20 protein-coding genes are annotated in these 24,998 nt (G+C 54.5%); 2 read left to right on the top strand and 18 right to left on the bottom strand.

Features of this window, described 5'->3' with window-relative positions; all coding sequences use genetic code 11:
* The 4 genes from FPZ49_RS15555 to addB all read right to left on the bottom strand — a co-directional run.
* The coding region (locus FPZ49_RS15555) for an AAA family ATPase (protein ID WP_144848238.1) at window positions 1-821 on the bottom strand (821 nt) is incomplete at its 3' end.
* 61 nt (window positions 822-882) lie between these two features.
* Window positions 883-2,055: an exonuclease SbcCD subunit D gene (locus FPZ49_RS15550; RefSeq protein ID WP_144848236.1), complete on the bottom strand. Its 1,173-nt coding sequence runs from the start codon at window positions 2,053-2,055 to the stop codon at window positions 883-885.
* A gap of 30 nt (window positions 2,056-2,085) precedes the next feature.
* A complete protein-coding gene (addA, locus tag FPZ49_RS15545; RefSeq protein WP_144848234.1) occupies window positions 2,086-6,024 on the bottom strand; it encodes a helicase-exonuclease AddAB subunit AddA in 3,939 nt (1,312 codons plus the stop codon).
* Window positions 6,014-9,706, bottom strand: a complete 3,693-nt coding sequence (addB, locus tag FPZ49_RS15540; RefSeq protein ID WP_144848232.1) for a helicase-exonuclease AddAB subunit AddB — start codon at window positions 9,704-9,706, stop codon at window positions 6,014-6,016. Before addB ends, addA begins: the two co-directional genes overlap by 11 nt.
* A 189-nt stretch (window positions 9,707-9,895) precedes the next feature.
* Here addB and FPZ49_RS15535 point away from each other — a divergent pair, with 189 nt between their 5' ends.
* Window positions 9,896-10,729: a DNA alkylation repair protein gene (locus FPZ49_RS15535; RefSeq protein ID WP_144848230.1), complete on the top strand. Its 834-nt coding sequence runs from the start codon at window positions 9,896-9,898 to the stop codon at window positions 10,727-10,729.
* Window positions 10,730-10,748: 19 nt separating this feature from the next.
* Here FPZ49_RS15535 and FPZ49_RS15530 read toward each other — a convergent pair whose 3' ends face one another.
* Complete coding sequence (locus FPZ49_RS15530; RefSeq protein WP_144848270.1) at window positions 10,749-11,336, bottom strand: nitroreductase family protein; 588 nt, start codon at window positions 11,334-11,336, stop codon at window positions 10,749-10,751.
* Window positions 11,337-11,637: 301 nt separating this feature from the next.
* Between FPZ49_RS15530 and FPZ49_RS15525 the strand changes: the two genes are divergently transcribed.
* A complete protein-coding gene (locus FPZ49_RS15525; protein WP_144848228.1) occupies window positions 11,638-12,402 on the top strand; it encodes a 2-phosphosulfolactate phosphatase in 765 nt (254 codons plus the stop codon).
* Here FPZ49_RS15525 and FPZ49_RS15520 read toward each other — a convergent pair.
* The 13 genes from FPZ49_RS15520 to dnaJ form a co-directional block, all read right to left on the bottom strand.
* A complete protein-coding gene (locus FPZ49_RS15520) occupies window positions 12,387-12,752 on the bottom strand; it encodes a response regulator (RefSeq protein ID WP_144848226.1) in 366 nt (121 codons plus the stop codon). The two genes, FPZ49_RS15525 and FPZ49_RS15520, sit on opposite strands and share 16 nt — an antisense overlap.
* Complete coding sequence (locus FPZ49_RS15515; protein ID WP_144848224.1) at window positions 12,724-15,084, bottom strand: response regulator; 2,361 nt, start codon at window positions 15,082-15,084, stop codon at window positions 12,724-12,726. Before FPZ49_RS15515 ends, FPZ49_RS15520 begins: the two co-directional genes overlap by 29 nt.
* A gap of 25 nt (window positions 15,085-15,109) precedes the next feature.
* On the bottom strand, window positions 15,110-16,144 hold the full coding sequence (locus FPZ49_RS15510; protein ID WP_144848222.1) for an HD domain-containing phosphohydrolase: 1,035 nt from the start codon (window positions 16,142-16,144) through the stop codon (window positions 15,110-15,112).
* A gap of 153 nt (window positions 16,145-16,297) precedes the next feature.
* Window positions 16,298-17,668 carry a class I SAM-dependent rRNA methyltransferase gene (locus FPZ49_RS15505; protein WP_144848220.1) on the bottom strand — a complete coding sequence of 457 codons (1,371 nt, stop codon included), beginning with the start codon at window positions 17,666-17,668 and terminating at the stop codon, window positions 16,298-16,300.
* 44 nt (window positions 17,669-17,712) lie between these two features.
* Window positions 17,713-18,396, bottom strand: a complete 684-nt coding sequence (deoC, locus tag FPZ49_RS15500) for a deoxyribose-phosphate aldolase (protein WP_144848218.1) — start codon at window positions 18,394-18,396, stop codon at window positions 17,713-17,715.
* Window positions 18,397-18,825 carry an NUDIX hydrolase gene (locus FPZ49_RS15495; RefSeq protein WP_144848216.1) on the bottom strand — a complete coding sequence of 143 codons (429 nt, stop codon included), beginning with the start codon at window positions 18,823-18,825 and terminating at the stop codon, window positions 18,397-18,399.
* 81 nt (window positions 18,826-18,906) lie between these two features.
* Window positions 18,907-20,319, bottom strand: a complete 1,413-nt coding sequence (mtaB, locus tag FPZ49_RS15490; RefSeq protein WP_261381430.1) for a tRNA (N(6)-L-threonylcarbamoyladenosine(37)-C(2))-methylthiotransferase MtaB — start codon at window positions 20,317-20,319, stop codon at window positions 18,907-18,909.
* Window positions 20,316-21,098 carry a 16S rRNA (uracil(1498)-N(3))-methyltransferase gene (locus tag FPZ49_RS15485; protein ID WP_144848268.1) on the bottom strand — a complete coding sequence of 261 codons (783 nt, stop codon included), beginning with the start codon at window positions 21,096-21,098 and terminating at the stop codon, window positions 20,316-20,318. The genes mtaB and FPZ49_RS15485 overlap by 4 nt, the downstream gene beginning before the upstream one ends.
* Before the next feature lie 102 nt (window positions 21,099-21,200).
* A complete protein-coding gene (locus FPZ49_RS15480) occupies window positions 21,201-21,884 on the bottom strand; it encodes a site-2 protease family protein (protein ID WP_144848214.1) in 684 nt (227 codons plus the stop codon).
* A gap of 10 nt (window positions 21,885-21,894) precedes the next feature.
* A complete protein-coding gene (gene prmA / locus FPZ49_RS15475) occupies window positions 21,895-22,872 on the bottom strand; it encodes a 50S ribosomal protein L11 methyltransferase (RefSeq protein ID WP_144848212.1) in 978 nt (325 codons plus the stop codon).
* A gap of 203 nt (window positions 22,873-23,075) precedes the next feature.
* A complete protein-coding gene (locus FPZ49_RS15470; protein WP_186445841.1) occupies window positions 23,076-23,462 on the bottom strand; it encodes a hypothetical protein in 387 nt (128 codons plus the stop codon).
* Window positions 23,463-23,476: 14 nt separating this feature from the next.
* Entirely contained in the window at window positions 23,477-23,635 is a 159-nt protein-coding gene (locus FPZ49_RS15465; protein ID WP_144848210.1) for a YfhD family protein, read from the bottom strand.
* A gap of 161 nt (window positions 23,636-23,796) precedes the next feature.
* Window positions 23,797-24,924, bottom strand: coding sequence for a molecular chaperone DnaJ (gene dnaJ, locus FPZ49_RS15460; protein WP_144848208.1), 1,128 nt, complete (start codon window positions 24,922-24,924; stop codon window positions 23,797-23,799).
* Window positions 24,925-24,998: the final 74 nt, after the last annotated feature.

The following is a 24,998-nucleotide window of genomic DNA, read 5'->3' as shown; positions in this document are numbered from 1 at the left end:
TGCGGCGCCTGCGCGGCCAGCGCCGCCTCACGCGCGGCCAGCGCGGCGAGCTCGCGCTGCAGCTCGCGCACGGCGCGCAGCTCGGCGGCGCGGCGCTCGCAGGCGGCAAGCCGCTCGCGCAGCGCACGCGCGGCGTCGCGGGCTTCGCGCAGCCGCGCGTCGGCGCCGGCGAGCGCCTCCGCGGAGGCGTCGCCGAGGCCCTGCTGCTCCGCCTGCAGCGTCTGAATGGCGGCATCCGTCGCCTTATAGCGGGCAGATGTCTTCGCACTCAGCCGATCGCCATACGGCTCCAGATGAAATAAACGCTGCAGCATCGCCCGGCGGTCTTTGCCCGTCAGCGTTAAGAACTCGGCAAACTTCCCCTGCGGAAGCACAACCGCGCGGGTAAAGTCCGCCATCGACAAGCCCAAAATATCTTGAACCTGCTGGTTGACTTCACCGGCTTTATCAGCCAAGACCAACGTTTCGCCATCCTTATAGTGAATCAGACGGCTAAGACTTCCTTGAATGGACACGTCCCCGCTCCGTTTAAATTGCCGGTCCACCCGATAGCGCATGGCGCCCGAGGCGGAACCAAGCTCGAACGTGTAGGAGACCGAAAGGACGGACTCCGCTTGGTTCATGATCGCTTGCGTACCGCCCGAGGCCCGTTCCACTTTCCCAAACAGCGCCAGCGTAATCGCATCGAGGATTGTCGACTTGCCGCTTCCCGTTGGCCCGAAAATCCCGAATACGCCAGCCTCCGTCAGCGCAGTGAAATCAATTTCTTGCGCCTCCCGGTAGCTCTGCAACCCCGCGATCTGCAAATGAATCGGCCGCATCACACGCTCCTCCTTTTTTAGTTCCGAATACATACCATCTGACAAAGCACTCAGCTTCGTCCTAGCCCTCCGCTTCCTCCTCATCCGCCAGCAGCTCTAAAAAGAGCTGAATCAGCTCAGGCTCCGGCTGGGCGCCACCCGTTTGCCGCTCGTAGAAGCGGCGGAACAGCTCGTCCATCGGCAGCTTGGCCGCCGCTGCGGCCTCCAAGGACGCTTGCTCCAGCTCCGGATAAATCGGGCGGATGTGGATCAAGCCTTCGTGGGCTTGGCGCAGCTTATGAAGCTGCTCGAGCGACATCGTCTCGTTCAAGTAAATCTCCAGGTCAATCCAAGCGTTCGCGTCTTTACCGGCATCCAGCCAGCTATACACCTCAGATAAACCGCCCTTGGCTTTCCACTCGACGAGCGGTCGGCCGCAGGACAAATAAATCTCCTCCACCTGCGGCTCGGCGCCCGGCTTGATGTCCAGCACAGTCACCGACTTGGCGTACCCCGCCTCCGAAAAGCTGTACGCCAGCGGAGAGCCGCAATAACGCATCATCGTTCGCGATTTGACGTACTGCGGGCGATGCAGGTGCCCTAACGCTACATATTGTGCGCCAGCGGAGAGCGCCGTGGTGTCAACCGTATACGCGCCGCCGACTTGAATCGGACGCTCTGAGTCGGTTTCCTTCCCACCGAGCACATACAGGTGGCTCATGAGCAGGTTCACTGTATCTTCACGGTAGTGACGCGCTTGCTCCGCCACAATATGCTTCACCCGCTCCGAATACGCCGCACGCAGCAGCTCCTCTTGGATATCGTCCGACAGCAGCTCCTTCAGTCGAGACTCGGACGGATAAGGCAGCGCGAACAAAACCGCTTTTTCATCGGTTCGGCGAATCGTTGTCTCGTACACCCGAGCTTCGGGCAAACCGACCAGCGTCACTCCCAGCTTATCGGCAAGCGGCGCTGCCGCTGCCAGCCGATCGGGATGATCATGGTTGCCGGCAATAACGTACACCGGCCGCGCCCCTTGATCCGAAATCCGCGCCAGCGCATCATAGAACAGCTGCTCTGCCGCCGCGGGAGGATTCACCGAGTCGTACACATCGCCTGCGAGGAGCACCAAGTCAATCTGCTGCTCTTGAACAATCCGTACCAGCTCGTCGATGAATGCCTCCTGCTCCGGAAGCCGGCTTCGTCCTTCTAAAGACCGGCCCAAATGCCAGTCCGCCGTATGCAAAATCCGCATTGTGCCCTTTCCCTTCCCCTCTTTGTCCCCTTATAGCACCATTACATGAGCACCATCGAATAAAAAGATATATTTTCCCGTCACGGGCTTCTTCCAGATTTTTTCCACCGCACCGGCATACAGCTCCAGCTGTAAACGGTAGCCTTCGGCAATCTTAGCCGGTGAGCCGCCCTTGAGCCTGTCCGTTTTGTAATCGAGCAGCACGAGACCATTCTCCTCCTCGATCAGACAGTCGATCACCCCTTGAAGCATGACGATCTCGTCCGTTAACCCGCCTTGCTCAGCGCCATAGACATCTCTAGCAGGCATTCCGAAGCTAAACGGAACCTCGCGGTGAACTTGTTTGGCCTGCAGCATTCGCTGTCCAAGCTCACTTTGGAAAAAAGATACGATGACCGCAGGGTCAACCAGCGCCCGCTGCGCTTCGGTCAGCAGCTCCTTGGCAACCATCCCGCTGAGCGTGACGCTCACGGTCTCCACGTCCGGTTCCCGATCAATCGGAATGTGCTGCATGACCGCGTGAAACACCGTCCCCCGCTCCGCCGCATTCATCTCTCGCTGCTCTAAAAAGCGAGGTCTGCGCACAATGGAAGCGCGGTAGGATGCCGTCTTTGTCTTCCCTTCGGCTTGCTCGCCGCTGCTTGAGCTCTCCGAGCCGCCGATCCCGCTCCAAAGGGTCGCCGCAGGCTCCTCTGACAGCATATCCATCAGCTTGTGATGCTCGGACAGCCGCTTCAGCTCGGTGACCGACGTTTTGGACAAGACCGTCGTCGATTCCGTATGCTCATAGCTCCAAGCTAAGCGCCGCCATACCTCCTGCTCCGAACGCTCCGTGCCATCCACCGGCTCCAGTCGGGCAACCGACTGCCACAGGGTTTCATCCACAGCCTCAATCGCAGGCGCGGCCTCTGCCAGTCCAGCAAAAGCTTCAGGCTGAAGCAGTCGAACATGCCACTGCGAAGCTTCGTTCACCAAAAACGAGTGGCTGCGGTAGTCCAGTCCGGCTACATCGCGAAGCGGCTTTCCGTCGGGATGGCGAATCAGCGCAGGTCCGACCCAATCCAAATAACAGCGCGCTTTGGCCAGAGCATCATCGGGAAGTGTCTGACCTTCGTGCGGCACAAACCGCGACCAAGCGGAGACCAGCTTCTCCAGTCCTTTGACCGTGGCTACCAAAATCAGCTTCTCTCTCGCCCTCGTAAGTGCGACGTACAGCACGCGCATTTCCTCGGCAAGCATTTCCAGCTCGATTTTTCGCTTAATGGCGAGCCAAGGGAGCGTCGGATAGCTAACGCGCTTATCCAACTCCATCGTCTTCGGGCCGAAACCAAGCTCCTTATGCAGCAGGAAGCTGTCCGTCAAATCCCGGCGGTTAAACTGCTTGGCCATCCCCGCTACGAACACGAACGGGAATTCCAGTCCTTTACTTTTATGGATCGTCATGATCCGAACCACGTCTTCCTGCTCGCCGATCGCGCCGGCCGTGCCCAAATCGCCTCCGCTATTTTGCATCCGCTCCACAAAACGGAGAAAACGGAACAGCCCTCGAAATGACGTCGCTTCGTACTGCTTCGCGCGATCGTAAAGCGCCCGCAAATTCGCTTGACGCTGCGATCCTCCGGCCATGCCCCCGACAAAATCGAAATAACCGGTCACGCGGTAAATATCCCAAATCAAGTCTGCGAGCGGACTCATCTGTGCCCGGCTGCGCCAAGCCTTCAATTGAGTGAGGAATATCGACAGCTGCTGCTGCAGCTCTGGGATGCGAGTAATTCCATCGTTACCCGAAGCCGGCTTCCCGGCTTCCTTCTCTTCCTCCCGAACGTAAGCTCGAAGTGCGTCATAATAAGACCCGTGCTTGCTGTAGATGCGAATCTGAGCCATCGCTTCGGCATCCAGTCCAACAATAGGAGAACGCAGCACGGAGGCGAGAGGAATGTCTTGATACGGGTTATCGATGACCTTCAGCAGCGACAGCAGCACTTGAACTTCCGTCGCCGTAAAATAACCTGTGCTCAGCTCAGCGTAAGCAGGAATCCCCTGCAGCCGCAGCTCCTCGATCATGACTGGCGCCCACTGCTGCGTTGCACGAAGCAGGATGACAATATCCCGAAAAGCCGCATTGCGCATCCCTTTGATCGCTTTATCAAGCACCTGGTACGGACGCCCTCCGTCCATCCCTATCATGGTGCGAATTTGCTGGGCGATATATCGGGCTTCCAGCTGCACGGTTTGAAGCTCACGAGCTTCAGCCGCCGGATCCTCGAAGGAAGTTGACACCCCATCCTCCTGTTCACCAAACGAGGCATCTCGGTCCGCCCCTGAATCTCCTCCGCCAGGCTCTGCCGAACGGTCTATAAGCACCAGTTCAGCCGCCGCATCCTGTCCGCCGATCGAGTCCAACTCCGGATAACCTGCACCGTACACCAGCTCCGCCCGCTCGTCGTAAGTGATCTCACCTACGGTTTCCTGCATCACCTGACGGAAAATATAGTTCGTACCGTCCACAACCTGACGTCGGCTGCGGAAATTTCGAGCCAAATCAATGCGCTGTCCGGGCTCGATGCCGCGAATCTGATAGCTTTTATACTTTTCTTGAAACAAGCCAGGCTCAGCCAAGCGGAAGCGGTAAATACTCTGCTTCACATCCCCAACCATAAACCGGTTGCCGGGAGACTGCCTAGCAATCAGCTCAACGATCGCTTCCTGAACGCGATTCGTATCCTGATACTCATCCAGCAGCACTTCCACAAACTGCTCCTGATATTCCAACGCCGCATCGGATGGAATCAGCTGCCCCGGCCCCGCTTCCTTCGAGCAAAGAATACGCAGGCAAAAGTGCTCCAAGTCAGAAAAATCAACCAGCCGCTTAGCCAGCTTGGCCTTCCTGTACCGCTCGCCAAATTCCACAACGAGAGCACTGAGCTCCTTCATTAGCGGTGCCATCCGCTTCAGCTCTTCATCGTACTGCTCCGGAGTACGCCCAAACAGCTCCTCCTTGAGCTCAGCCACGCGCTCTTTTGCTGTATTCCGAAGCTCCTTCACCTGCTCTTGAAGCTCTTTATCGTATTGATCGCCCTTGCAGGCCTTCAGCTTCCCGAAGGAAGCCCCTTGAAATGCGTGATATATATGTTCCCATGTATTGGAGTTCGACACCTCAAGCAAATACTCGATCAGCGCCAAATCATCCTTCAAATTCGCCGAGTAAGGCTCCGGTCCGCCGGGTTGTCCAATTAGAAGCGTCGCCTCGCGAAGCAGCGCAGCCACGCCCTGCAACTCCAAACGAACGGAGGACAGCAAGCTCGGAAGCCAAGGATTATCTCCCGATGTCGCGCTATGCTCGAACAAAGCAGCGCTCTCCCTCACCCAGTGGTCCGGCCATGGATGGCTTCGCGAGTCGTCATATAGTCGCTGCACCAAGCTGAACAAGGCGTCATCGCTCTTATCTCCGCTAAACGTGTCGGCCAGCTGCCAGAAGGCATCGCCTTCCTGCGCAGCGCCGTATCGCTCCTCCAGCAGCTCTTCAAGCAGATCCTGCCGCATCAAGGCGCTTTCGGTCTCATTCGCGATGCGAAAGCCGGGATCCAGTCCGACCAGCTGGTAATGCCGCTGAATGACCTCCATGCAAAAAGAGTGCAGCGTTGTTATCGATGCGCGTCCGATGAGCGCTAGCTGCTTGCGCAAATGATCCGAGCCTGGATTGGCTGTTAGTGCCTTCTCCAGTGCTTCGCTAATGCGGTGGCGCATTTCCGCAGCGGCCGCTTTCGTAAACGTCGCTACAAGCAGCCGGTCAACGTCAATGGGATCCTGCTCGTCCGAAATGCGGCGGATGATCCGTTCTACCAGCACCGCCGTTTTGCCTGAGCCGGCCGCAGCCGCTACCAGCATCGAATGACCGCGAATGGCGATCGCATCCCATTGATCGTCCGTCCAGGTGCTGCCTTCCGGCTTGGGTATGTTATCGATCAACGTGTTCTCCTCCATCCGTATCATTGCGTCCTTCCTCGTCGTGGTTCAATTCCGTCTCTTCTCTGGCAGCCGCTGCCTCCAGCGCCGCACCCGTCAACCCCTTGGCCGCTGGCCGGTAAGGTCTGCGCGACTCCTTCTCCTCAGCCCGGCCATTGGCCTGCTCCATCAAATCCCAAACGAGGTCTTTCCCTAGCGGCGCCAGCTGCTTGTAGGCGTTCCCTTCCATTTGCGGATCGAACTGACAGACCGGTTTATAGGAACATTGACCGCATGCCGTTGCCGCCCCCATACGATACGGTGCAATGTCGATACATCCATCCGTCATCGTAGTGCCAATATCCTTCATCGTGCGCTTAACGTACTTGCGAACCGTGTTCCATTGCTGTTCTGAGGCTACCGAGGACGTTTTATAAAAGCTTCCATCGGTTTTGAGCGCCGCCGGCAGCAGATCCGAATAACCGCTTGCGCTAATTAGTCCGCTGTCCATTAACCGAATGACTTCCGGGTCCGCCGTGAGCAAGCCCTTGGTCTTAAACCGTTTCATCAGTTCTACCGCCGCTGCTTCGCTGCTGAGCCCATTTTTCACGTTCAACACCGGGTTATGCACATGGAAATATAGCACACCGGCCGGTTTAGCTTCTTTTCCAAGCCAAATTGGAGCATGGGTCAAAATGACATCCAAATAGGTCAGCATTTGCAGCGAAAGTCCATAGTACACCTCGGATAACTGCAGCGCCTTCGAGCTAGACTTGTAGTCAATAACCCGCAGCAGAGTGCCTTGCTCCGTTTCCGCCCGGTCGATTCGGTCAATCCTCCCCCGAAGCTCCATCTGTACGCCATTATCCAGCTGATACAAGAGCGGCGGAATCGGTTGACCGGCGCCAAAGCCGATCTCCAGGCCCACAGGCTGGAACTGTCCGCGCTTCGCGTGTTCGCCCAGCATCAACGCCGCTCTGCTGATCACCTGCTTAAGCTTTCTGGCGATGTATAAGTAACGCTTGGAGCTGAGCAAAATTTCGCCCTGCAATCTCGGTGCCAGCATGTCCACCACGACAGCCGCCCGCTGATCGCACTCCGCCTCGCTCAGGGCACCCCAATCCAGCCCCTCTCGAACCGTCTGCTCCGCAAACATGCTGAGCGCCGAATGAAACAGCTGACCGACGTCCGGCGCACCAAGCGTAAAGATTCGCCGTTCCTTCAAACGAAGGCCATGAGATACGAACTGGGAAAATGGACAAGCGACGAAGCGCTCCATGCGCGACACGCTCGTTTCGATGCTCTCCCCGTAGAGCAGACGGCTTGTTTCAAGCTTTAATTGCGTTCCGATATTCGTATATAAAATCGCCTGCAGCATACGGGACAGCTTGCCCGCATACTCCGGCTGACGCGCAAACCAGTTGTAGACCGACCACCAGACATTGCTCATCGGCTTTCCTTGGACCCACTGCTTCAACTGGACGATCAAATGCGAAAGCGCCTTGTCCTGATGCGCTACATAAGCCATCTGCTCCGTAAGCGGTGTACCCGGCAGCGGATCGTTCAAGAGGAGCCGCTCGCTCTGTGGAAACATCCGTTTGATCTGACGGATCATATCGGATGGCAGCAGCGATTTCCCCTCTTCATCCGCAAGCGGGTAGCTAAGCCACAAGCCCTCGGAAGGGGTGCAGAAGGCACAATAAATCAAGAACGACTCATCCAGCAGCCTTCTGCGGCTTCCCTCGGCCATCGGCAGCCCCGCATTCGTGAGCAGCTCCCGCTCCAGCTCAGACAGCACGCCGCCTTCCGTAATTTTGGCCGGCATGACGCCCTCGTTTACTCCAAGCACAAACATATGCTTCACTTGACCTGAGCGCGTGCGGTCCATGCTGCCGATCAGCACTTGATCCAGCGTCGGCGGCACCAGCCCCAGCTTCATGCTCTCCATGCCAGTCTCGACGAGCTCCGAGAACAGCTCCAGCGACGATTGCTCATCGCCCATAAGCTCCACCAGCTGATCGAACATGTCCATCACGCATTCCCAAACTTGAGCATGCTCACGAGCCCTTTCCGGCTCTCCCTGGTGCAAGGCTCTCTGGCTCCAAGCTTCAAGACGCTCCGGAACCTGGAGTTCGGTTAGCAGCTCGTATAAAGCCTCCACGCGCGCTCTAACCGAGGTCTGTTTGCGCAGCCGGCTCTGAAGTCGTCCCAAAGGCTCAGAAACGCACCGTCTGGCCGCATTGATTTTGCTCAAAAACCGCTCGTCCGCCGCCCCGGCCTCCGACTCCGGATCATCGAGATTGGTACGGTATGAATACGTCCAATCGTTCGGGTCCGTCCATTTGGAGCCTTGGATGCCAAAGGCCAGCACGTAGTTTTCCAGCTGATCCATCGCATGCCGGTCGATGCGTACGGCTTCGGAGGCTGCCTCGTCACCCGAACGAAACGGCAAAAAGAATTCGGTCTTCACACACCGAAATACCGCGTCATATCGCCAATGATTTTGTGCCGTCTCCAGCGATGAACGCAGCAGCTCCACGAGCGGGTGATGCATGACCGTCCGCTTGTGATCGAAAAAGTGCGGGATTCCGTAGTCTTTAAACGTCCCTGCGACCAGATCGCCGTAAGCCTCGATGTTCCGCACCGATACGGATACGTCACGCCAGCGCAAGCCTTCGTCACGTACGAGCTTGACGATGTCTCTGGCTGCACCTTCCACTTCAGCTCTCCGATTGACCGCTGCGGAAATACGAACTGCCGACCGATCTTGCCCATGCTCCTTATGTACATATGGCTGTTTGATTCGCTCTTCAAACTGTCCTTCCAAATAGCCCAGCATTGGACTGTGTTTAAATCGGGCTCCAGGCTGGCTAGGCAAAAGGATCGTGTCCTTGAACTCGACAGCCTCCTGCTGCAGCCGTTCCCGCAGTTGAATCAACGTCCGGGCCGTCGGGTGAAACAAATCCAGCTCATGCGGCCGTTCATCGGCGTAGTAGTCCCGGTTTAAGCACAAGGTCAGCGTCACTTGATCGCTGTGCTTCGCGAGCTGCTCAAGTACAGCAAATTCCTGAGGCGTAAACCCGTGAAACCCGTCTATCCAGCACTCCGCGCCGCCTACGTAAGCGGAGTGCGAAAGCTGCTGCGCCAGCAGCGTCAAATAATCCTCTCCATCCAAGTACAGCTTGGAGAGCTCCTCTTCAAACTCCGTGTAAACCAGCTGCAAATCATGCAGCTTGTCCTCCAGCGAACCGCTTGTGAGCTCCTGCCGCTCTTGATACCACTGTGCAAGCCCGACGCCGGAAACGCAATACCGTTTAAATTCGCTGAACAGCTGGTTTAGATTGTCCAAAAAGCCCATCTGATCTGCCGTCGCTTGAAAGCGGCGCAGCCGGTCTTGATTTCTATGTAAAATGCGATGCAATAACAGCTTCTTTCCCGTCTCATCAATCGGCAGCCGTGCCGTTCCCCCGACCTCCTGCATGACCCTCCATGCAAGCCTGCGGAAGCTGAGCACCTGTGCTCTCAATGTTCCGCCTAGCTCCGGTGCGGAGATCAGCGCATATTCCGCTTGGAAGGTGGCCTGCTCAGGCACAAGCCAAATGATCGGTCGTCCGCTAGGCTGCTCCGCAAGTCGTTGTTTAATTTCATTCAAGCAATAGGTCGTCTTACCGCTCCCGGCCCGGCCGAGCACAAATCGAAAAGCCATTCAAGCCACCCCAATTTCCGTAACGTTCTATTATTCTACCAAATATCCATCGGTTTAGGGAAAAGGTAGGTTCTGGTTTAGAAAACATTATATCACAAATGCATCAACACCAGAACACTTGTTCTTTCCTTCGTTTTCGTGTAAAATTTGGGCTAACGATAAATTTGACTGGAAAAGAGGTAATGAAGCATGGGATGGGAGGAAGCCTTGTCCGCCGCCGTCAAGAATAACGCCACTGCCGAATGGATCCGCGTTCTCTCGAAAGAACTGGATACCTTGACCGGAACACCCAAGCAAGCCCTTAAGCATAAAGCCGTGCAGTACATAGAAGCTGCTTTAAATTTCAATAGTTCCGCTTTATATCGATTGAGTGAGGAATTGACCGGCACCGGCGAGGCAATTGCGGAGGAGCTCGCTGTATTCCTACTGTCCGCCCATTACAGTGCTGCGCCGGAAGGAGCCTCGAAGCTGCTGAGGAAGCTGGCATGCAGTCCATTTCCTGATGTTCGCGAATGGACGGCCTCCGCTTGCGGGACCGTGCTGTGCAAGCAGTTTGAATCTTTCTATCCAACGCTCGCACATTGGTCGAAAGATGCTAACCCGATGGTTAGACAAGCCGTAGCTGTCGCCCTCAAATTTGCCTCCAACGCGAAAAATCCCGCCTGGGGCCCCCTATTGCTTGATTTGCTGGAGCCGCTCATGCGGGATAAAGCTTCGATGGTGAAAAAAGAAATCGGAGGTCGCGCCCTGGGTGACGCCATGCTGCGCAATTACATAGATGATCTCGAGCTAAGGCTTAAGCAATGGATGATCAGCGACCAGCCGCTTGTCCGTTGGCATTGCGCCAAGCTGTTTACCGCGCCGGAAGCTGCGAATCGATTGGATCGGCTTGGCTGGGCGCTGCAATCACTCCTGCGGGATGAATCGGCGACCGTGCACAAGGCAGCCATCAGCGCCCTTGGGCAGCTGGGCAAGCGGGTTCAGGACCCTAGCCTGCTGCTGAAATTAAGTGCAGCCGTATAGGCGATGGACCAGCATAGACTTACTGCTTGATCCAGACCGTCTTGTCCTGGACCGGTTTTCTCTTGCCGCTGTGCAGTTCCATGGCCGGATAGCCCACATACACAAGAGCGACTAGCTCTTCTTCTTCCTTCAGCTGGAAAGCCTGCTTCATGCGCGGATGGTACATCGGCTCGCCGGAGCGCCAGATCGCGGCCAGACCGATCGCATGCGCGGTGAGCAGCATATTTTGTACGGCCGCGTGTGTAGCAGCAAGTTCTTCTACGCGACTTACGTTAGGCGCACTAGAAGGTGATGCGGCAACGGCTATGACCACAGGCGAACGGAACGCCTTCGCTCCCTGCTTGTTGCGCAGCTGCGCCACTTCTTCCTCGGTTGGCGTTCCTTTGGCTTCCTCTGCAGCGATATCCGCGTAAGCATCAGCCAGCACTTGACGGCCGTTCCCCGTCATGACATAGAACCTCCAAGGCTCCGTACCATGATGGCATGGTGCCCAATTCGCCGCTTCCAGCAGCTGCTCGATTTTCTCCTGCTCTACCTCATCGCTTTTCACCCGGCCGATACTGCGGCGCTCACGAATGGCTTGCCCCAAAGACATGCTTGTCTTAATCTCCACAACCAACGACTCCTCCCACAGGGATCATTTTCGAAACAACATACACGGTACTCTAATTCTATTCTACTAGATTTGCGTAGTGCATGCTTGATGAACACACCTAATAAAGTCTAAAAAGCAAAAAACCACCCGTCGATCCGGGTGGTCGTACATTTCAAAGCTATGCAGGGAGTCCGAAATTTCGCACAGTCCCTATTCCGCATCATAGCAGAACACTAAGGTTAAGTCTATTCATTTTCCAGCTTTTGTGTAAACTGATCACTAAAGCTAATACGGAAAGGGGATCCAAACTACAATGTTTAATCAAAGCCCTTACAATTGCCGAATGGAATGGGGATCGCGTGGAGCGAGAGAAGCAGCGGAGCGCGGCGATATTACCATCATTGTCGATGTACTCAGCTTCTCATCGGCCACCGTCACCGCTTTGCAGTATGGCGCGGTGCTCTACCCTTATCCACCTCCACTAGAGGAGGCCAAACAATTTGCCGAAACGATCGGTGGAGAGCTATTGCTCAGTCGCGCAGAAGCAGCTAAAACCGGCGCACGTTCCTTATCCCCTCTTTGCTTCACCCCTGCCGATAAAGGAAAAAAGATCGTAGTATGCTCCCTGAACGGAGCCGCTTGCGTATCCATGGCTGCTCATGCATACACTGTGCTCGTCGGCTGCTTGCTCAACGCTTCCGCCGCAGCGCAGATCGCAAACGAGCTGCAAGCCGCTTCACCGAACGCGAGCATTACCGTCGTTGCCTGCGGAGAGCAGTGGGACCAGCCGGAGCCAGGGGAAAGTAATCTTCGCCCAGGAATCGAAGATTACTTAGGCGCAGGTGCGATCCTCTCCATGCTGAACGGAAGCAAGTCGCCTGAAGCCCTCGTCTGCATAGCCGCTTACGAGACCGTACGACATCAGCTCGACCTGCTAATCTGGGACTGCGGCAGCGGGCGAGAGCTTCGCCAGCGTGGATTCGAGGCCGATGTAACACACGCCACTCAGCTAAATACTTTGGATGCCGTTCCTCAGCTTCGAGGGGATCATTTTATCGACGCTTATACTTTCAAATAGGCCTGCATCTTCTCCAGCAGCCGGTTCCATTCTACAGGCTTCGTGTCGAAATCATCGCAGCCCGCCTGAAATGCCTTCTCCCGATCGGTCGCCATGGCATGCGCCGTAAGCGCGATCACAGGAATGTGCTTCGTCTCCGGATCCTGCTTCAGCTGACGGGTGGCATCCCAGCCGTCCAGCACTGGCAAGCTCATATCCATTAGAATCAGATCCGGGGATTCCGACTTTGCTGCCGCAACCCCTTCCATGCCGTCCAACGCCATGACAACGTCATAGCCTTTGCGCATCAATCGGCGCGAGAGCATGTCTCGGTTCATCTCGTTATCTTCGACTAACAATATTTTTGGCATCGCTATGTACTCCTTTGCTTTGACCTTGAATCGAGCTGACGATCAGATCGCGCACTTCGTTCATAAAAGCTCCTCGATCAAAGCAGCCCTTTTGGACAATATTTTTGACATTGCCGTGCAAGCGCTGCTGGTCCTCCGCCGTAATGTTCTTGGCCGTCATGACCACGATAGGGATCGATCGCCATTCTTCATGCTTGCGCAGCTCGGCAATGAATTCAAAGCCGTCCATCTTCGGCATCATAAGATCGAGCAGAATCAATTGCGGCAGCGACCCGGCAATGCTTTGCAGAGCCATCCGGCCGTTGGCGGCTCTAGAGACGCGGTAGCCTTCCTTTTCCAGCATCTTGGTCATCATTTGACTGGTAGGAATATCGTCCTCGATGATTAAGACCGTATCGCAGCAACGTTCTGGAACATACTTGTCCAGTATCGGAATCAACTGCTCCCGGTAAATCGGCTTCGTCAGAAAGTCCGATGCGCCCATCGCGTAACCTAAATTTTTATCGTCCGTCATGGAAATCATAACCACCGGGATGTGCGCCAGCTCCGAGTCATTCTTCAGCGTATTCAGTACCGTCCAACCGTCCATACCCGGCATGAGTACGTCCAAACAAATAACGGCAGGCTGCAGCTCCCTAGCCAGTTGAATGCCTTCCGGACCGCTCTGGGCAAACGCTACAGACCACTCTTCCTTCCCCAGATAACGCTGGATCAGCTGAATGGCGGCAGGGTCATCATCGATAACCAGCAAGGTATGGGCGCCCTCACTACTTACGCCAAAGCTGTTCACTTCGGCTTCAGCTTCGACCTCGGCCGCAGCTTCAGCGTCAGCAGTCTCCTCCATGAACGGAAGCCACACTATAAAGGTCGTTCCCTGACCAAAAATGCTCTCCGCCGTAATTGTTCCACCCATGATTTCGCACAGCTTTTGACTAATGGCAAGGCCGAGTCCCGTTCCGCCGTATTTTTTGGTCGTAGAGGAATCGCCCTGTTTAAACGCTTGAAATAGCTGCTTCACTTGCTCGGGAGTCATGCCGATGCCGGTATCTTTTACGCGGAACGTGATTCCCGGAACGCCATTCTGCTTCTGGTAGCCTGCGGTCAGCCAGATTGTGCCTGCTTTGGTAAACTTGCTGGCGTTGCTTAACAGGTTAAACAAAACCTGCCGTAATTTGGTCATATCCGTTTTCATTTCACCCATCGGATAATCGACTTCCAGCTTGTTCCCATTTTTATCAATGAGAGGATGCACCGTGGTCAGCACGTCTTGGATCAAGGTCGGAATTTCGCACACTTCCAGATAAAGATCCATCTTGCCGGCCTCGATCTTGGACAGATCCAAAATATCGTTGATGAGCGAAAGCAGGTGCTTGCCGGCCGTGTTGATTTTGTCCAGATCGTCCACGAAGCTTTGCTCGCCCAGCTCCTCCGCTTCTTCCTTAAGCATCTCGCTATACCCGATAATGGCATTCAGCGGGGTGCGCAGCTCGTGGCTCATATTGGCGAGAAACTGGCTTTTCGTAATATTGGCTTCCACCGCTTCATCGCGCGCTTGAGAGACTTCTGCATTTTTCTGGGATAGGTACGTCAACCGACGGTCCAGATAGGTCATGAACAGCCCAAATTGCAAAATGAGAATCGTCGCGCCAATGACGGCATAGGCCATCATCTCCGTATTCATCGAGTACATCCCGTTCACCGGTACACCGCTGTCTGAGACAAAATGCGCGGACGCCATGCCCGTATAATGCATCCCGGAAATCGCCGCCCCCATAATGATGGCAGCACCAAGCTTCAGCATCACGCCTTTAAAGCCCGTTTTTTCACGCAAAAGGTAGACAATCACGAGCGCAGCGAACGAAGCGGCTACGGCAATGACGATCGAGAGGCTAAACAGCAGCGGCTCGTAGTGAATCGACGCATGCATGTCCATCGCTGCCATCCCGGTATAGTGCATGACCGAAATTCCCGCACCCATCAGCAGCGCGCCAAAATAGAGATTGCGCCGAAGGAATACCTTCTGGCTTACGATCACCAGCGCTAACCAGGAGGAGATCATGGCAGCGATCATCGACGCAAGAACAATCCATAGGTCATAGGTGACGGAAATCGGAATAGAAAACGCGAGCATCGCCACAAAGTGCATCGACCAAATGCCAATCCCCATGGAGAACGCTCCGCCAAGCCGCCACCATCTGCGCGTCGTCCCGGTAGCTGCCGTCAGCCGGCCGGCAAATTCGAAGGCGGTATAAGAAGCAATCACTGCAATCACATATGCGAGCACTGCGACAGTAAGGTTATAGCTCCCTTGCAAATGTGTTCCCATGTCCATCGTCCAGCTCTCCTATTCCTCCGGTTTATACAGGTACCTGTATGATGCTCTTGAATGCTTCTACGACTTTAGGATCAAAATGAATGCCGATTTGCTTATCAATCTCCGCCATGGCTTCCTCTTGCGTCCACGCTCGTTTGTATGGCCGTTCATTCGTGAGCGCATCGAAAAAGTCGGCAATGGCCACAATTCGCCCGACTAACGGAATGTCTTCCCCAGATAGTCCATGCGGATAGCCTGTCCCGTTCCACTTCTCATGATGGGAACCGGCGATGGTGGCAGCGATTTGCAGCACGGGGAACAAGCTTCCTTCCAAGATGCTGGCGCCGATATTCGTATGTAATTTCATCTGCTCGAACTCTTCGGGAGTAAACCGGCCGGGCTTCAGCAAAATCGCATCCGGTATGCCGATTTTTCCGATATCGTGCAGTGGTGTAGCCAATTGAATGAGTCTGACCTCGTGCTCAGGCAGCCCTAAAGCCGTCGCGATCTCTCCCGCCATCTTGCCTACGCGTTGGATATGCTGCCCTGTCTCGTCGTCGCGATATTCCGAGGTGCGCCCTAGCAGCTGAAGGATCTCCAGCTGAGCCAGCTCCAGCTCTTTCGTCCGCTCCCGTACCCGCTGCTCCAGGTTATGATTCTGGTCCTGCAGCTGCAGATGCAAGTAGCGTGTCTTAAGCAAATTTTGAATCCGCAACACGACTTCCATCCGGTCAAAGGGCTTCGTCAGAAAATCATGCGCTCCCTCTTGCAGCGCCTTCTGCTTGGCTTCCTTGGTCACATCGGCCGTAAGCACCAGAATCGGCAGGTAATCCCCATCCGGTACGAGCGTGTTCAACAGCTTCAGCGCATCATACCCGTCCATTTCAGGCATATGCAAATCTAGCAAAATAATATCCGGGTTCAATTCGTGATAGAGTTTCTCCAGCCGCTTCGGCTCCGTCGTGCTCGTGATGCTGTCAAACCCCGCCCGCTTCAAGATGCGCTCCAACAAATCGATATTGTAGTCTTGATCGTCCACTACAAGGAATTTAGCTCTTTTTAACCACAGCTCATCCATATGTTGTCCTCCAAATGTAATGGTTCTAATTTCCTAGTTTAACACAAATTTTAAATGAAAAATATTAGAAATATTATCGAAAAAGTATTAAAACGGAAAAATTGCGACAAAAAAAGACCGCGGGATCTCCCCCACGGCCTAGCTTCAAACCTATTATCGCTTGCTTCGCACTTCAAAGATAGCAAATTTCAAGTAGTTTCCTTCATCGACTCCCAAAATCCGCGGATGATCCTTCCCGGCAGCCCGGAATTCCACCAAACGCAGCACCTTGCCGGCATCTACAGCGGCCGCATGCACCATCTCCAGAAACAGCTCCGGCTTCATGTGGTAGGAGCAGCTTGCTGTGACTAGGTACCCGCCCTCGTTCACCAGCTTCATGCCCTGCAGATTGATGTCCTTATAACCGCGGCAAGCGCCTTCTACGGCACCACGGGATTTGGCAAACGCCGGCGGATCGAGAATTACAACGTCCCAAGTCCTTCCCTTGGTACCAATTGGCTGTGACGTGTCGACCTTACGGTCACCGGCTTGCCCCCGCTCCACACGCTGTTCCAATCCCTTAACTTGCTCGCGCAAATACTGGAACGCATCGGCCACGACGAACTCTACCCGCTCCGCAAAGCCGTTCAGCTCCACATTCCGTCTGGCCGTCTCTACCGCATGCTCCGAGATGTCAAGACAGGTCACCTTCTTCGCGCCTGCTGCGCAAGCATTCAGCGTGAAGCTGCCCGTATGCGAGAAGCATTCCAGCACCGTCGCACCGTCCCAATACGGGAACGTCACTTCTTTGCCGTTCGCATTGACCGGCACCCGCTTCGTTGTCCCGTCGTCCTGCAGCATGTCCTTCATCTCAATCCCGCCGCGTTTGCCCCAGCCTTTCATGAGCGGTGCAACCGCTGCCCGATTCTCGCGCTGATCGAAGAAGTAGCCGGTCTTTTGCCCCTGCTCGATATCGACTTCCATAAGGAGCCCGTTCTCACGGATCGTGACGAACCTTGAGCAATCGCCATATAGCGCGCCGGTCTTCTGCTCCAAGCCCTCCAGCTCCCGTACAGAAACATCGCTGCGCTCATAGATGCCCACAGGCTGCATCACTTGAATCAGAGCGGATACCAGCGCTTCCCGCGCCTGTTCCATCCCCAGGGTCAAAATTTGAACCACCAGTGTATCCTCGAACTTGTCGACGATAAGCCCCGGCAAATAATCCGCTTCCCCATAGACCAAGCGATAGGAGCGCACCTCCGGCAAAAACCGCTCCCGATGCTCCTTGCATTGACGGAAGCGCTCAGCAAAAAATTCGTAGGTCATCGCCTCAAGAGGCTTAAACGACACTACACGAACTACAATTTGGGAGGCCGGATTATAGTAACCCGTGGCCAAAAACTGACCGATATGATTATGTATAGCGACTAACTGACCAGGGGATGCTTCCCCTTCCACCCGATCGATTTCCGACTGAAACACCCAAGGATGACCTTCCTCCAGCCGTTTCTTGCGTTTTTTCTGTAATACAACGACAGCCATATGCGCCTCCAACTCCAAATCCAGCCTCGAAATGTTAGTTTAACCTAATAAGACGAGGAGCTGGATATCCCTGTCATAATCGCAACGCCTGAGCTGGTACCCAGTCTTGTTGCGCCGGCTTCGATCATTTTCAAAGCCGTTTCCAAATCACGAACAGCACCGGAAGCCTTCACGCTTACGGATGGAGAAACGTTGGCACGCATGAGCGTCACATCTTCCACCGTTGCCCCGCCTTGTCCGAAGCCCGTCGACGTTTTTACAAAATGCGCTCCTGCTTCTTCCGACAGACGGCAAGCGGCCGCTTTTTGCTCCTCGTTCAATGCGCCCGTTTCGAAAATCACCTTCACGATCGCACGGCCTGCCACCGCCTGAACCACAGCGCGAATATCTTCGCGAACCGCGTCGTAATCCCCTTGCTTGAGTCGTCCGATTTGGAGCACCATATCGATTTCTCCCGCTCCATGCTCTGCCGCTTTCGCCGCTTCAAACGCCTTCACCGAGCTGTCGCTTGCACCCAGTGGAAAACCGCAGACTGCAGCCACTTTCACGCCCGTGCCTTGCAGCAGCTCATGGCACAGCTTTACCCAGGTTCCGTTCACGCAGACGCTGTAAAAGCCGTATTGCTTCGCCTCTTCACATAGCTTGCGAATGGCGCTTTCATCTGCATCCGCCTTCAATAGCGTATGATCAATATAAGAAGGCAGCTTGCTCACATCAAATGTTGACATTTAGTTCACCTCATAGCCTAGCGCGATCAGCGCCTTTTGTAATACGGAATCATTATTGCCGTAGCCCGAATTCGTTTGCTGATGCCAAGCATCCAGCGGATGCAGCCATTCAACCCCGCGAATTTCTTCGATCTGGGCTTGCAAAGTACCGCCTGTAGCCTCAACCAAGTAATAGTGGACTTCCTTGTCCACCACACCGACGCCTGTCAGGTTGAATTGATATGTAATCATCTCCAGCGGCTTCAGGATTGTGCCTTGGATTCCCGTCTCTTCTAAGATTTCCCTAAGCGCGGTTTGTTCAACCGTCTCGCCGGGCTCCATTTTTCCCTTGGGAAGGGTGATCTTTCCATAACGGTCTTGAATCATCTGGACCTGAATATCGCCGCCAACCCTGCGAAACACTACTCCGCCCGCAGAAACCTCCTTCATCGCCTTCACCTCTTCTCTATGGAAATGAAAGGACTTCACTCTACGCCATAAGCATAGCCATGAAATCCTTTCGCATCATTCTTATCCAATCGCTCGTTCGGCTTGACCCGGGATCGCGGCTTCCGAAGGCGTAGCTTCAGCAGTCGTACGGCGGGTCTTGCTGATCGACGTCACCATAACCGGCTGCTCTACCAGTTCACCACGGCATTCGTTCACGCCAGCCTCGGTTACCTTCACCTTGCACACCTGACCGATCCACTCTTCTTTGCCTTCAAACACCAGCTGCAAATAGTTATCCGAATACCCCATCAGCAGTCCGCTGCCCGGCTGGCCTTTGTAATCGCGCTCCGGAATGACCTCCAGCACCTGTCCAACAAACGGCTTGGCGTATTCCAGCTGCATCCGCTCCGACAAGTCGATCAGCTCGTGTACACGCGTGTTTTTCACTTCTTCGTCCACTTGATCCTCCATCCGCGCTGCCGGCGTACCGGTCCGTTTGGAATACGGAAACACGTGCATTTCGGAAAATTTCATTTGCTCCATAAAACGGTAGCCGGTTCGGAACATCTCTTCCGTCTCGCCCGGGAAGCCGACAATGACGTCGGTCGTGATCGCTACGCCCGGCATAATGCGGTGAATGTGCTCGATTTTCTCGGCAAACTCCTCCACCGTATATTTGCGGCGCATCCGCTTCAGCACATCGTTATCGCCCGCTTGAAGCGGAATATGCAGATGGCGGCACATTTTATCCGATTTCTGCAGCACCTCGAGTACCTCGTCGGTAATTTGGCTGGCTTCAATTGAGCTGATGCGAATGCGCTTCAGTCCTTCCACCTTGTCCAAATCCCAAAGCAGCTTCGCCAAGCTGTAATCTTCCAGGTCCTCGCCATACCCACCGGTATGAATGCCCGTGAGTACGATCTCCTGATAGCCAGCATCGACCAGCATCCGCGCCTGGGCCAACACGCTTTCCGGTTCCCGGCTGCGCATTAAGCCGCGGGACCACGGAATAATACAAAACGTGCAAAAATTGTTGCAGCCCTCTTGAATCTTCAAAAACGCCCGTGTACGATCCGCAAAATCCGGCACGTCGAGCTCCTCAAAGGTTCGGGTTTTCATAATGTTGCGCACCGCATTGATCGGCTGCCGCTCTTGCTCCAACTGCTTCACGTAAGGAATGATTTTATCCCGATCCTGTGTTCCAATGACCAAGTCCACGCCTGGGATCGCCAAAATTTCCGCCGGGGACGTCTGCGCATAGCAGCCCGTTACCGCAATAATCGCTTCCGGGTTTCGGCGGACGGCTCGACGAATCATTTGGCGGCTCTTCTTGTCGCCCGTATTGGTGACCGTGCACGTGTTGATCACGTAAATATCCGCCGTCGCTTCAAAGTCAACCTGTTCATACCCATCCTGCTTAAAGAGCTGCCAGATCGCTTCCGTATCGTAAAAATTCACCTTACATCCGAGCGTATGAAACGCTACTGTCGTCATGCTCCTTCTCCTCCCATCTCACCGGATTCATATAAAATGCACGTTAAACCGACCATCGCGGCGGTTTCCGTTCTTAGGATACGTTTGCCGAGACTGATGGATTTGCAGCTAGCTGCCTCTGCAGCCGTCACTTCCTGTTCGGTAAAGCCCCCTTCGGGACCGATAATCAAAAGCAGCTTAGGTCTCGCTAAGGCTGCGGAGTCCGCAGAACGCCCCGATAAAGCCCGCCGGATCGCCAGGCGCAGCTCCTGCGTGCTTTCTTTCTCATAGCAAATCCAAGCGCAGTCTGCTTCGCCCGCCCGCTTCAGCAGCTCTTTCCAGCTCAGCGGCGACTCCACGACCGGCACCTTGTTGCGATGCGCTTGCTCTGCAGCTTCTTTGGCTATTTTTTGCCAGCGCTCGATGCGCTTGCCTTCTTTTTTACTATCCAGCTGGACGACGGTCCGCTCTGAAACAAACGGGATAAACCTGGCGGCGCCAATCTCCGTCCCCTTCTGAATCACGAGCTCCATCTTGTCGCCCTTGGGCAAGCTCTGCGCTATCCACACGTCGACAGCAGGTTCATGGTCCATCGGCAGCAGCTCAACAACGTCGGCTACCGCTTGATCCTTCTCAATGGTATGGAGCTTGACCAGCGCTTCGCGGCTTTCTCCGTCGCTGACAATACAGGTATCGCCCGGCTTCGCCCGCATCACCCGAATCAAATGATGAGCATCATCGCCGCTAATCGTCACCGTATCTCCGGAAAACTGCTCCGGCGCAATAAAATATCTCTGCATTCGAGTACCCTCAGGTCTATAAAAATAGGTCAGACCGCCCGGCTGTCCATCAGCCAAACGGTCACCCTCCATCTTACAACGTTTTCGACAAAAAAGCCACCCCTAAAACCTTACCGCAAACCCGAACAGCTGCTCCGCAATGCCGGTGAACCAGCGAATAATCGTATTTTGCTGGGCAAAAATCGGACCAAGCGTCACCATGCGGATCGGCGGAATGAAAAACATCAGCAGAATGGCATAATACAGCCACTGCTCATACTTCTTCACATGCATCATCCAGCGGCCGGGAAGCAAATCCATCAAAATGCGATAGCCATCGAGCGGAGGGAATGGAATTAGATTTAGTATGAACAAAAAGATATTCTGAGTAACCATTAAAGAAAAAAAGAGTTTAATTGCGAGACTTACCCCTTGCGACATATCGTCAAGCAGCCTGAATTGATAAAAAGCGAATAGGATGAGCAGGCTGATAAAAGCCAGCACCAAATTACTGAGCGGACCCACCAAAGAAACGATAATCCCCATCACGCGAGGATATTTAAATTTGCTGCGGTTAACCAGCACAGGCTTAGCCCAGCCGATCCCGACCAACAAGAAAAAGATCATCCCAAGCACGTCCAGGTGAACGCGGGGGTTTAACGTGACGCGGCCCATGGAACGGGGAGTTGGATCCCCGAACCGGTCCGCAACATAAGCATGAGCGAACTCATGCACGGTAAAGCCGAACAGCAGCACCAGAAAGACGAAGGGCAGCTGGTCGATGGGATAGGCCAACAATGAGCTCAAAGCGGATCACCTACCGTTTTTGGGCAACGATGACAACCCAATCCTGGTCCTCGTTTACCCGAGAGATAGCGAAGCCTACTGCTTTCAATGCGTCCTCGACCATTTCTTGCTTCGCCTTGATAACCCCGGAAACGATATAGGTTCCGCCTGCAGCCAGCACATCGTATACATCCTTCACGAATAAGACGATGATCTCGGCCAAAATGTTCGCGACAACAACCTGCACCGGCAGCTTAACGCCAAGCGCGCTGGCTCCTGTTTCCGTTTTATTCTCGTTCAATACCTGCAGCAAGTCGCTGAGCTTGATAGTAATCTGCTCATCGAGCTCGTTCAGACGCGTATTTTCCGTGGCGCTGGACACAGCAACAGGATCCAGATCAAGTGCCAGCACATGCCCCGCGCCCAGCTTCGCCGCGGCGATCGCCAGAATGCCTGAGCCTGTGCCCACATCAATCACATCGTCACCGCTCTGGATGACCTGCTCCAACGTCCGAAGGCATAGCGCGGTAGTCGCATGTGTTCCTGTCCCAAATGCCATTCCCGGATCGAGCTCCAGAATAATCTCGCCCGGCGAAGCGGTGTAATCTTCCCAAGTCGGCTTTATCGTCAGCCGATCCGAGACGCGCAGAGGTTTAAAATACTGCTTCCACGCGTTCGCCCAATCTTCATCATCCACGATCTTCAGCTCATACGTAGGGCTGCCCGTATCGATGTCGAATTCGGCAAGCTGGTTCACCGATTGCTTTAGCTCCTCCAGAATAGTGTCCATGTCCGTACCTTCGGAGAAATACCCCTTGATCACGGCGCGGCCTTCCGGAATGTCATTGAGCGGGTGCTCGTACCATTGCCCTAAAGACGTGTCCCGCTGCTTGTTCAGCGTACCTGACTCTTCAATCGACACCCCGCCCGCTCCCTGCTCATGTATAAAATTCGAAATCATCTCGATTGCTTCTTCGGTTGTATTCACCGTAATTTCATGCCATTGCACTTATGTACTACCTCCCGATTGATCTAAAACTATAGTTGCATCTCATTGTATGTCAACTTATGCATAAGACCTAGTATACAACAATTATGTACGCGGGTAAAACAAGCACTATTCCTACTAAAAAACGGCCCCCCGCAGACATTTCTGCGAAGAACCGTTTGTCACTGTCGAGCTATACCCGTACTATGTCTAAACCAAAGAAACTAAATCCGACCGCCGGCTTCCTCGATTACCCGAAGCGCCTGGCTGTGAACCGCTTCATCCACCACGACGGTCAAAAGCGTATCGCGTCTGGACATATCATCGGTATAAAAATCAAGGCTTCCGTCGTGCATCCCGCTGGCATCAGGGCTCGCAGCCATCAGTACCGCGGCATCGGGATTCGAAGCCCCAGCAGCCAGTGTAAGGTGAGCAAGCCCGGAGAAATTCGAATGGCTTAACGGGTTGAGGGTTTCATCAATCCCATGACCGGGATACTGCCCGAACTTGTCCACCTGAATAGCCGCAGCCCGCAACGCTTGAAGCTTCGGAACACAGCATTGCGCTTCTTGAGGGGAATGAAAAAAGGCCAAAATGGCTTTCTCAGCCATAATTCTCTTCCTTTCTACTCCTGCTCTTGTTGGCGTTGATCGGCCTTCTGAGCGCGCTGAAGCGCCTTCATATCCGCCTCATCCGCCATATCGGATGAAAATTCCACATCTTCATTTTTCCCGATCGGCAATTGATTGCCTGCCTGAGCAGCTTGATTGATGTTCGGATCCATGATCAGCTTGTTCCTCCTCATCGTTTCTAGCAATCCTAACGACAGACTTAAATAACCCTTCGTCAGACCTGACCTTTTCTAGTGTCCACCGAATCTCGCGAATTATACAAAAAAACACTGCGGCGCAAAAAAAGCGCTGCAGTGTTTTAACATGGGAATGATTAGTCGCCTAAAAAGGCCCGTTTCATCCGCTCAAAAATGGATTGGTTCTGCTCGTTCGTATTTTCGCCGCTTACACGGGAGAACTCGCGAAGCAAATCCTTTTGCTCTTCGCTCAGGCTCGTTGGCGTTACTACAACGACCTTCACGTGCTGATCGCCTTGGCCATGACCGCGCAGACGAGGCACGCCCTTGCCTTTCAAGCGGAAGTACGTATCGGTTTGCGTACCGGCCGGGATCTTCAGCTTGACCTTCTCGGTCAGCGTCGGAATTTCGATCTCGTCGCCCAATGCGGCTTGCGCAAAGGTAAGCGGCACCTCGCAGTAAATATCGTCGCCTTCGCGCTCGAAGAACTCGTGCGCTTTTACGCGAATAACTACATACAGGTCGCCGGACGGACCGCCGCGTGTTCCTGCTTCCCCTTCGCCGGAAACGCGCAGCTGTGCGCCATCATCCACACCGGCTGGAATGTTCAAGCTGATCGTGCGCTGCTTCTTGATCTTGCCGGATCCATGGCAGGTTCCGCATTTGTCTTTGATCAGCTTGCCTTGACCTTGACATGCAGAGCACACGCGACGGTTCACGATACGGCCGAACGCGGTATTTTGCACGACTTCCTGCTGTCCGGAGCCATGGCAGACGCCGCACGTCTCCGGCTTGGTGCCGGGCTTGGCCCCGCTGCCGTGACACGTTTCGCACGTTTCCGTTCGTGGAATCACGATCTCCGTTTTCTTGCCGAAAACCGCTTCCTTAAAATCGATCGTCAGCGTGTACTGCAGATCGTTCCCCCGCTGAGGCGCATTCGGATTGCGCCGCTGACCGCCGCCGCCGCCGAAGAACATATCGAACAAGTCGCCAAAGCCGCCGCCGAAGTCCTGTCCTCCGAAGCCGCCGCCGCCCATGCCTTGATTCGGATCCACATGGCCAAAACGGTCATACTGTGCTTTTTTCTGATCATCGCTCAGAACGTCATAAGCTTCCTTGGCTTCTTTAAACTTCGACTCGGCGTCCGCCGCCTTGTTGACGTCTGGATGGTATTGGCGAGCGAGCTTGCGGTAGGCTTTTTTTAGATCTTCTTGCGAAGCGTCTTTACCGACCCCAAGCACCTCGTAATAATCACGTTTACTCATCGCTTACACTCCCATTTCCCATTGCAACTGTCGATAAAGCTCAGGCATCGTCAGTTGTCAGTAACAGACGGAAA

It is taken from the genome of Paenibacillus cremeus, assembly GCF_007786445.1.
GTDB lineage: Bacteria > Bacillota > Bacilli > Paenibacillales > NBRC-103111 > Paenibacillus_G > Paenibacillus_G cremeus.
Note: the sequence above shows the minus strand (reverse complement) of the source record. Positions and strands in the feature narration are given on the sequence as shown.

Bases quoted from the DNA above. Each gene is read 5' to 3' on its own strand.
- FPZ49_RS15550 (WP_144848236.1), bottom strand. From the start codon at position 2,055: ATGCGGATTTTGCATACGGCGGACTGGCATTTGGGCCGGTCTTTAGAA.
- addB (WP_144848232.1), bottom strand. From the start codon at position 9,706: ATGGCTTTTCGATTTGTGCTCGGCCGGGCCGGGAGCGGTAAGACGACC.
- FPZ49_RS15535 (WP_144848230.1), top strand. From the start codon at position 9,896: ATGGGATGGGAGGAAGCCTTGTCCGCCGCCGTCAAGAATAACGCCACT.
- FPZ49_RS15525 (WP_144848228.1), top strand. From the start codon at position 11,638: ATGTTTAATCAAAGCCCTTACAATTGCCGAATGGAATGGGGATCGCGT.
- FPZ49_RS15520 (WP_144848226.1), bottom strand. From the start codon at position 12,752: ATGCCAAAAATATTGTTAGTCGAAGATAACGAGATGAACCGAGACATG.
- FPZ49_RS15515 (WP_144848224.1), bottom strand. From the start codon at position 15,084: ATGGACATGGGAACACATTTGCAAGGGAGCTATAACCTTACTGTCGCA.
- FPZ49_RS15510 (WP_144848222.1), bottom strand. From the start codon at position 16,144: ATGGATGAGCTGTGGTTAAAAAGAGCTAAATTCCTTGTAGTGGACGAT.
- FPZ49_RS15505 (WP_144848220.1), bottom strand. From the start codon at position 17,668: ATGGCTGTCGTTGTATTACAGAAAAAACGCAAGAAACGGCTGGAGGAA.
- deoC (WP_144848218.1), bottom strand. From the start codon at position 18,396: ATGTCAACATTTGATGTGAGCAAGCTGCCTTCTTATATTGATCATACG.
- FPZ49_RS15495 (WP_144848216.1), bottom strand. From the start codon at position 18,825: ATGAAGGAGGTTTCTGCGGGCGGAGTAGTGTTTCGCAGGGTTGGCGGC.
- mtaB (WP_261381430.1), bottom strand. From the start codon at position 20,319: ATGACGACAGTAGCGTTTCATACGCTCGGATGTAAGGTGAATTTTTAC.
- FPZ49_RS15485 (WP_144848268.1), bottom strand. From the start codon at position 21,098: ATGCAGAGATATTTTATTGCGCCGGAGCAGTTTTCCGGAGATACGGTG.
- FPZ49_RS15470 (WP_186445841.1), bottom strand. From the start codon at position 23,462: ATGGCTGAGAAAGCCATTTTGGCCTTTTTTCATTCCCCTCAAGAAGCG.
- FPZ49_RS15465 (WP_144848210.1), bottom strand. From the start codon at position 23,635: ATGGATCCGAACATCAATCAAGCTGCTCAGGCAGGCAATCAATTGCCG.
- dnaJ (WP_144848208.1), bottom strand. From the start codon at position 24,924: ATGAGTAAACGTGATTATTACGAGGTGCTTGGGGTCGGTAAAGACGCT.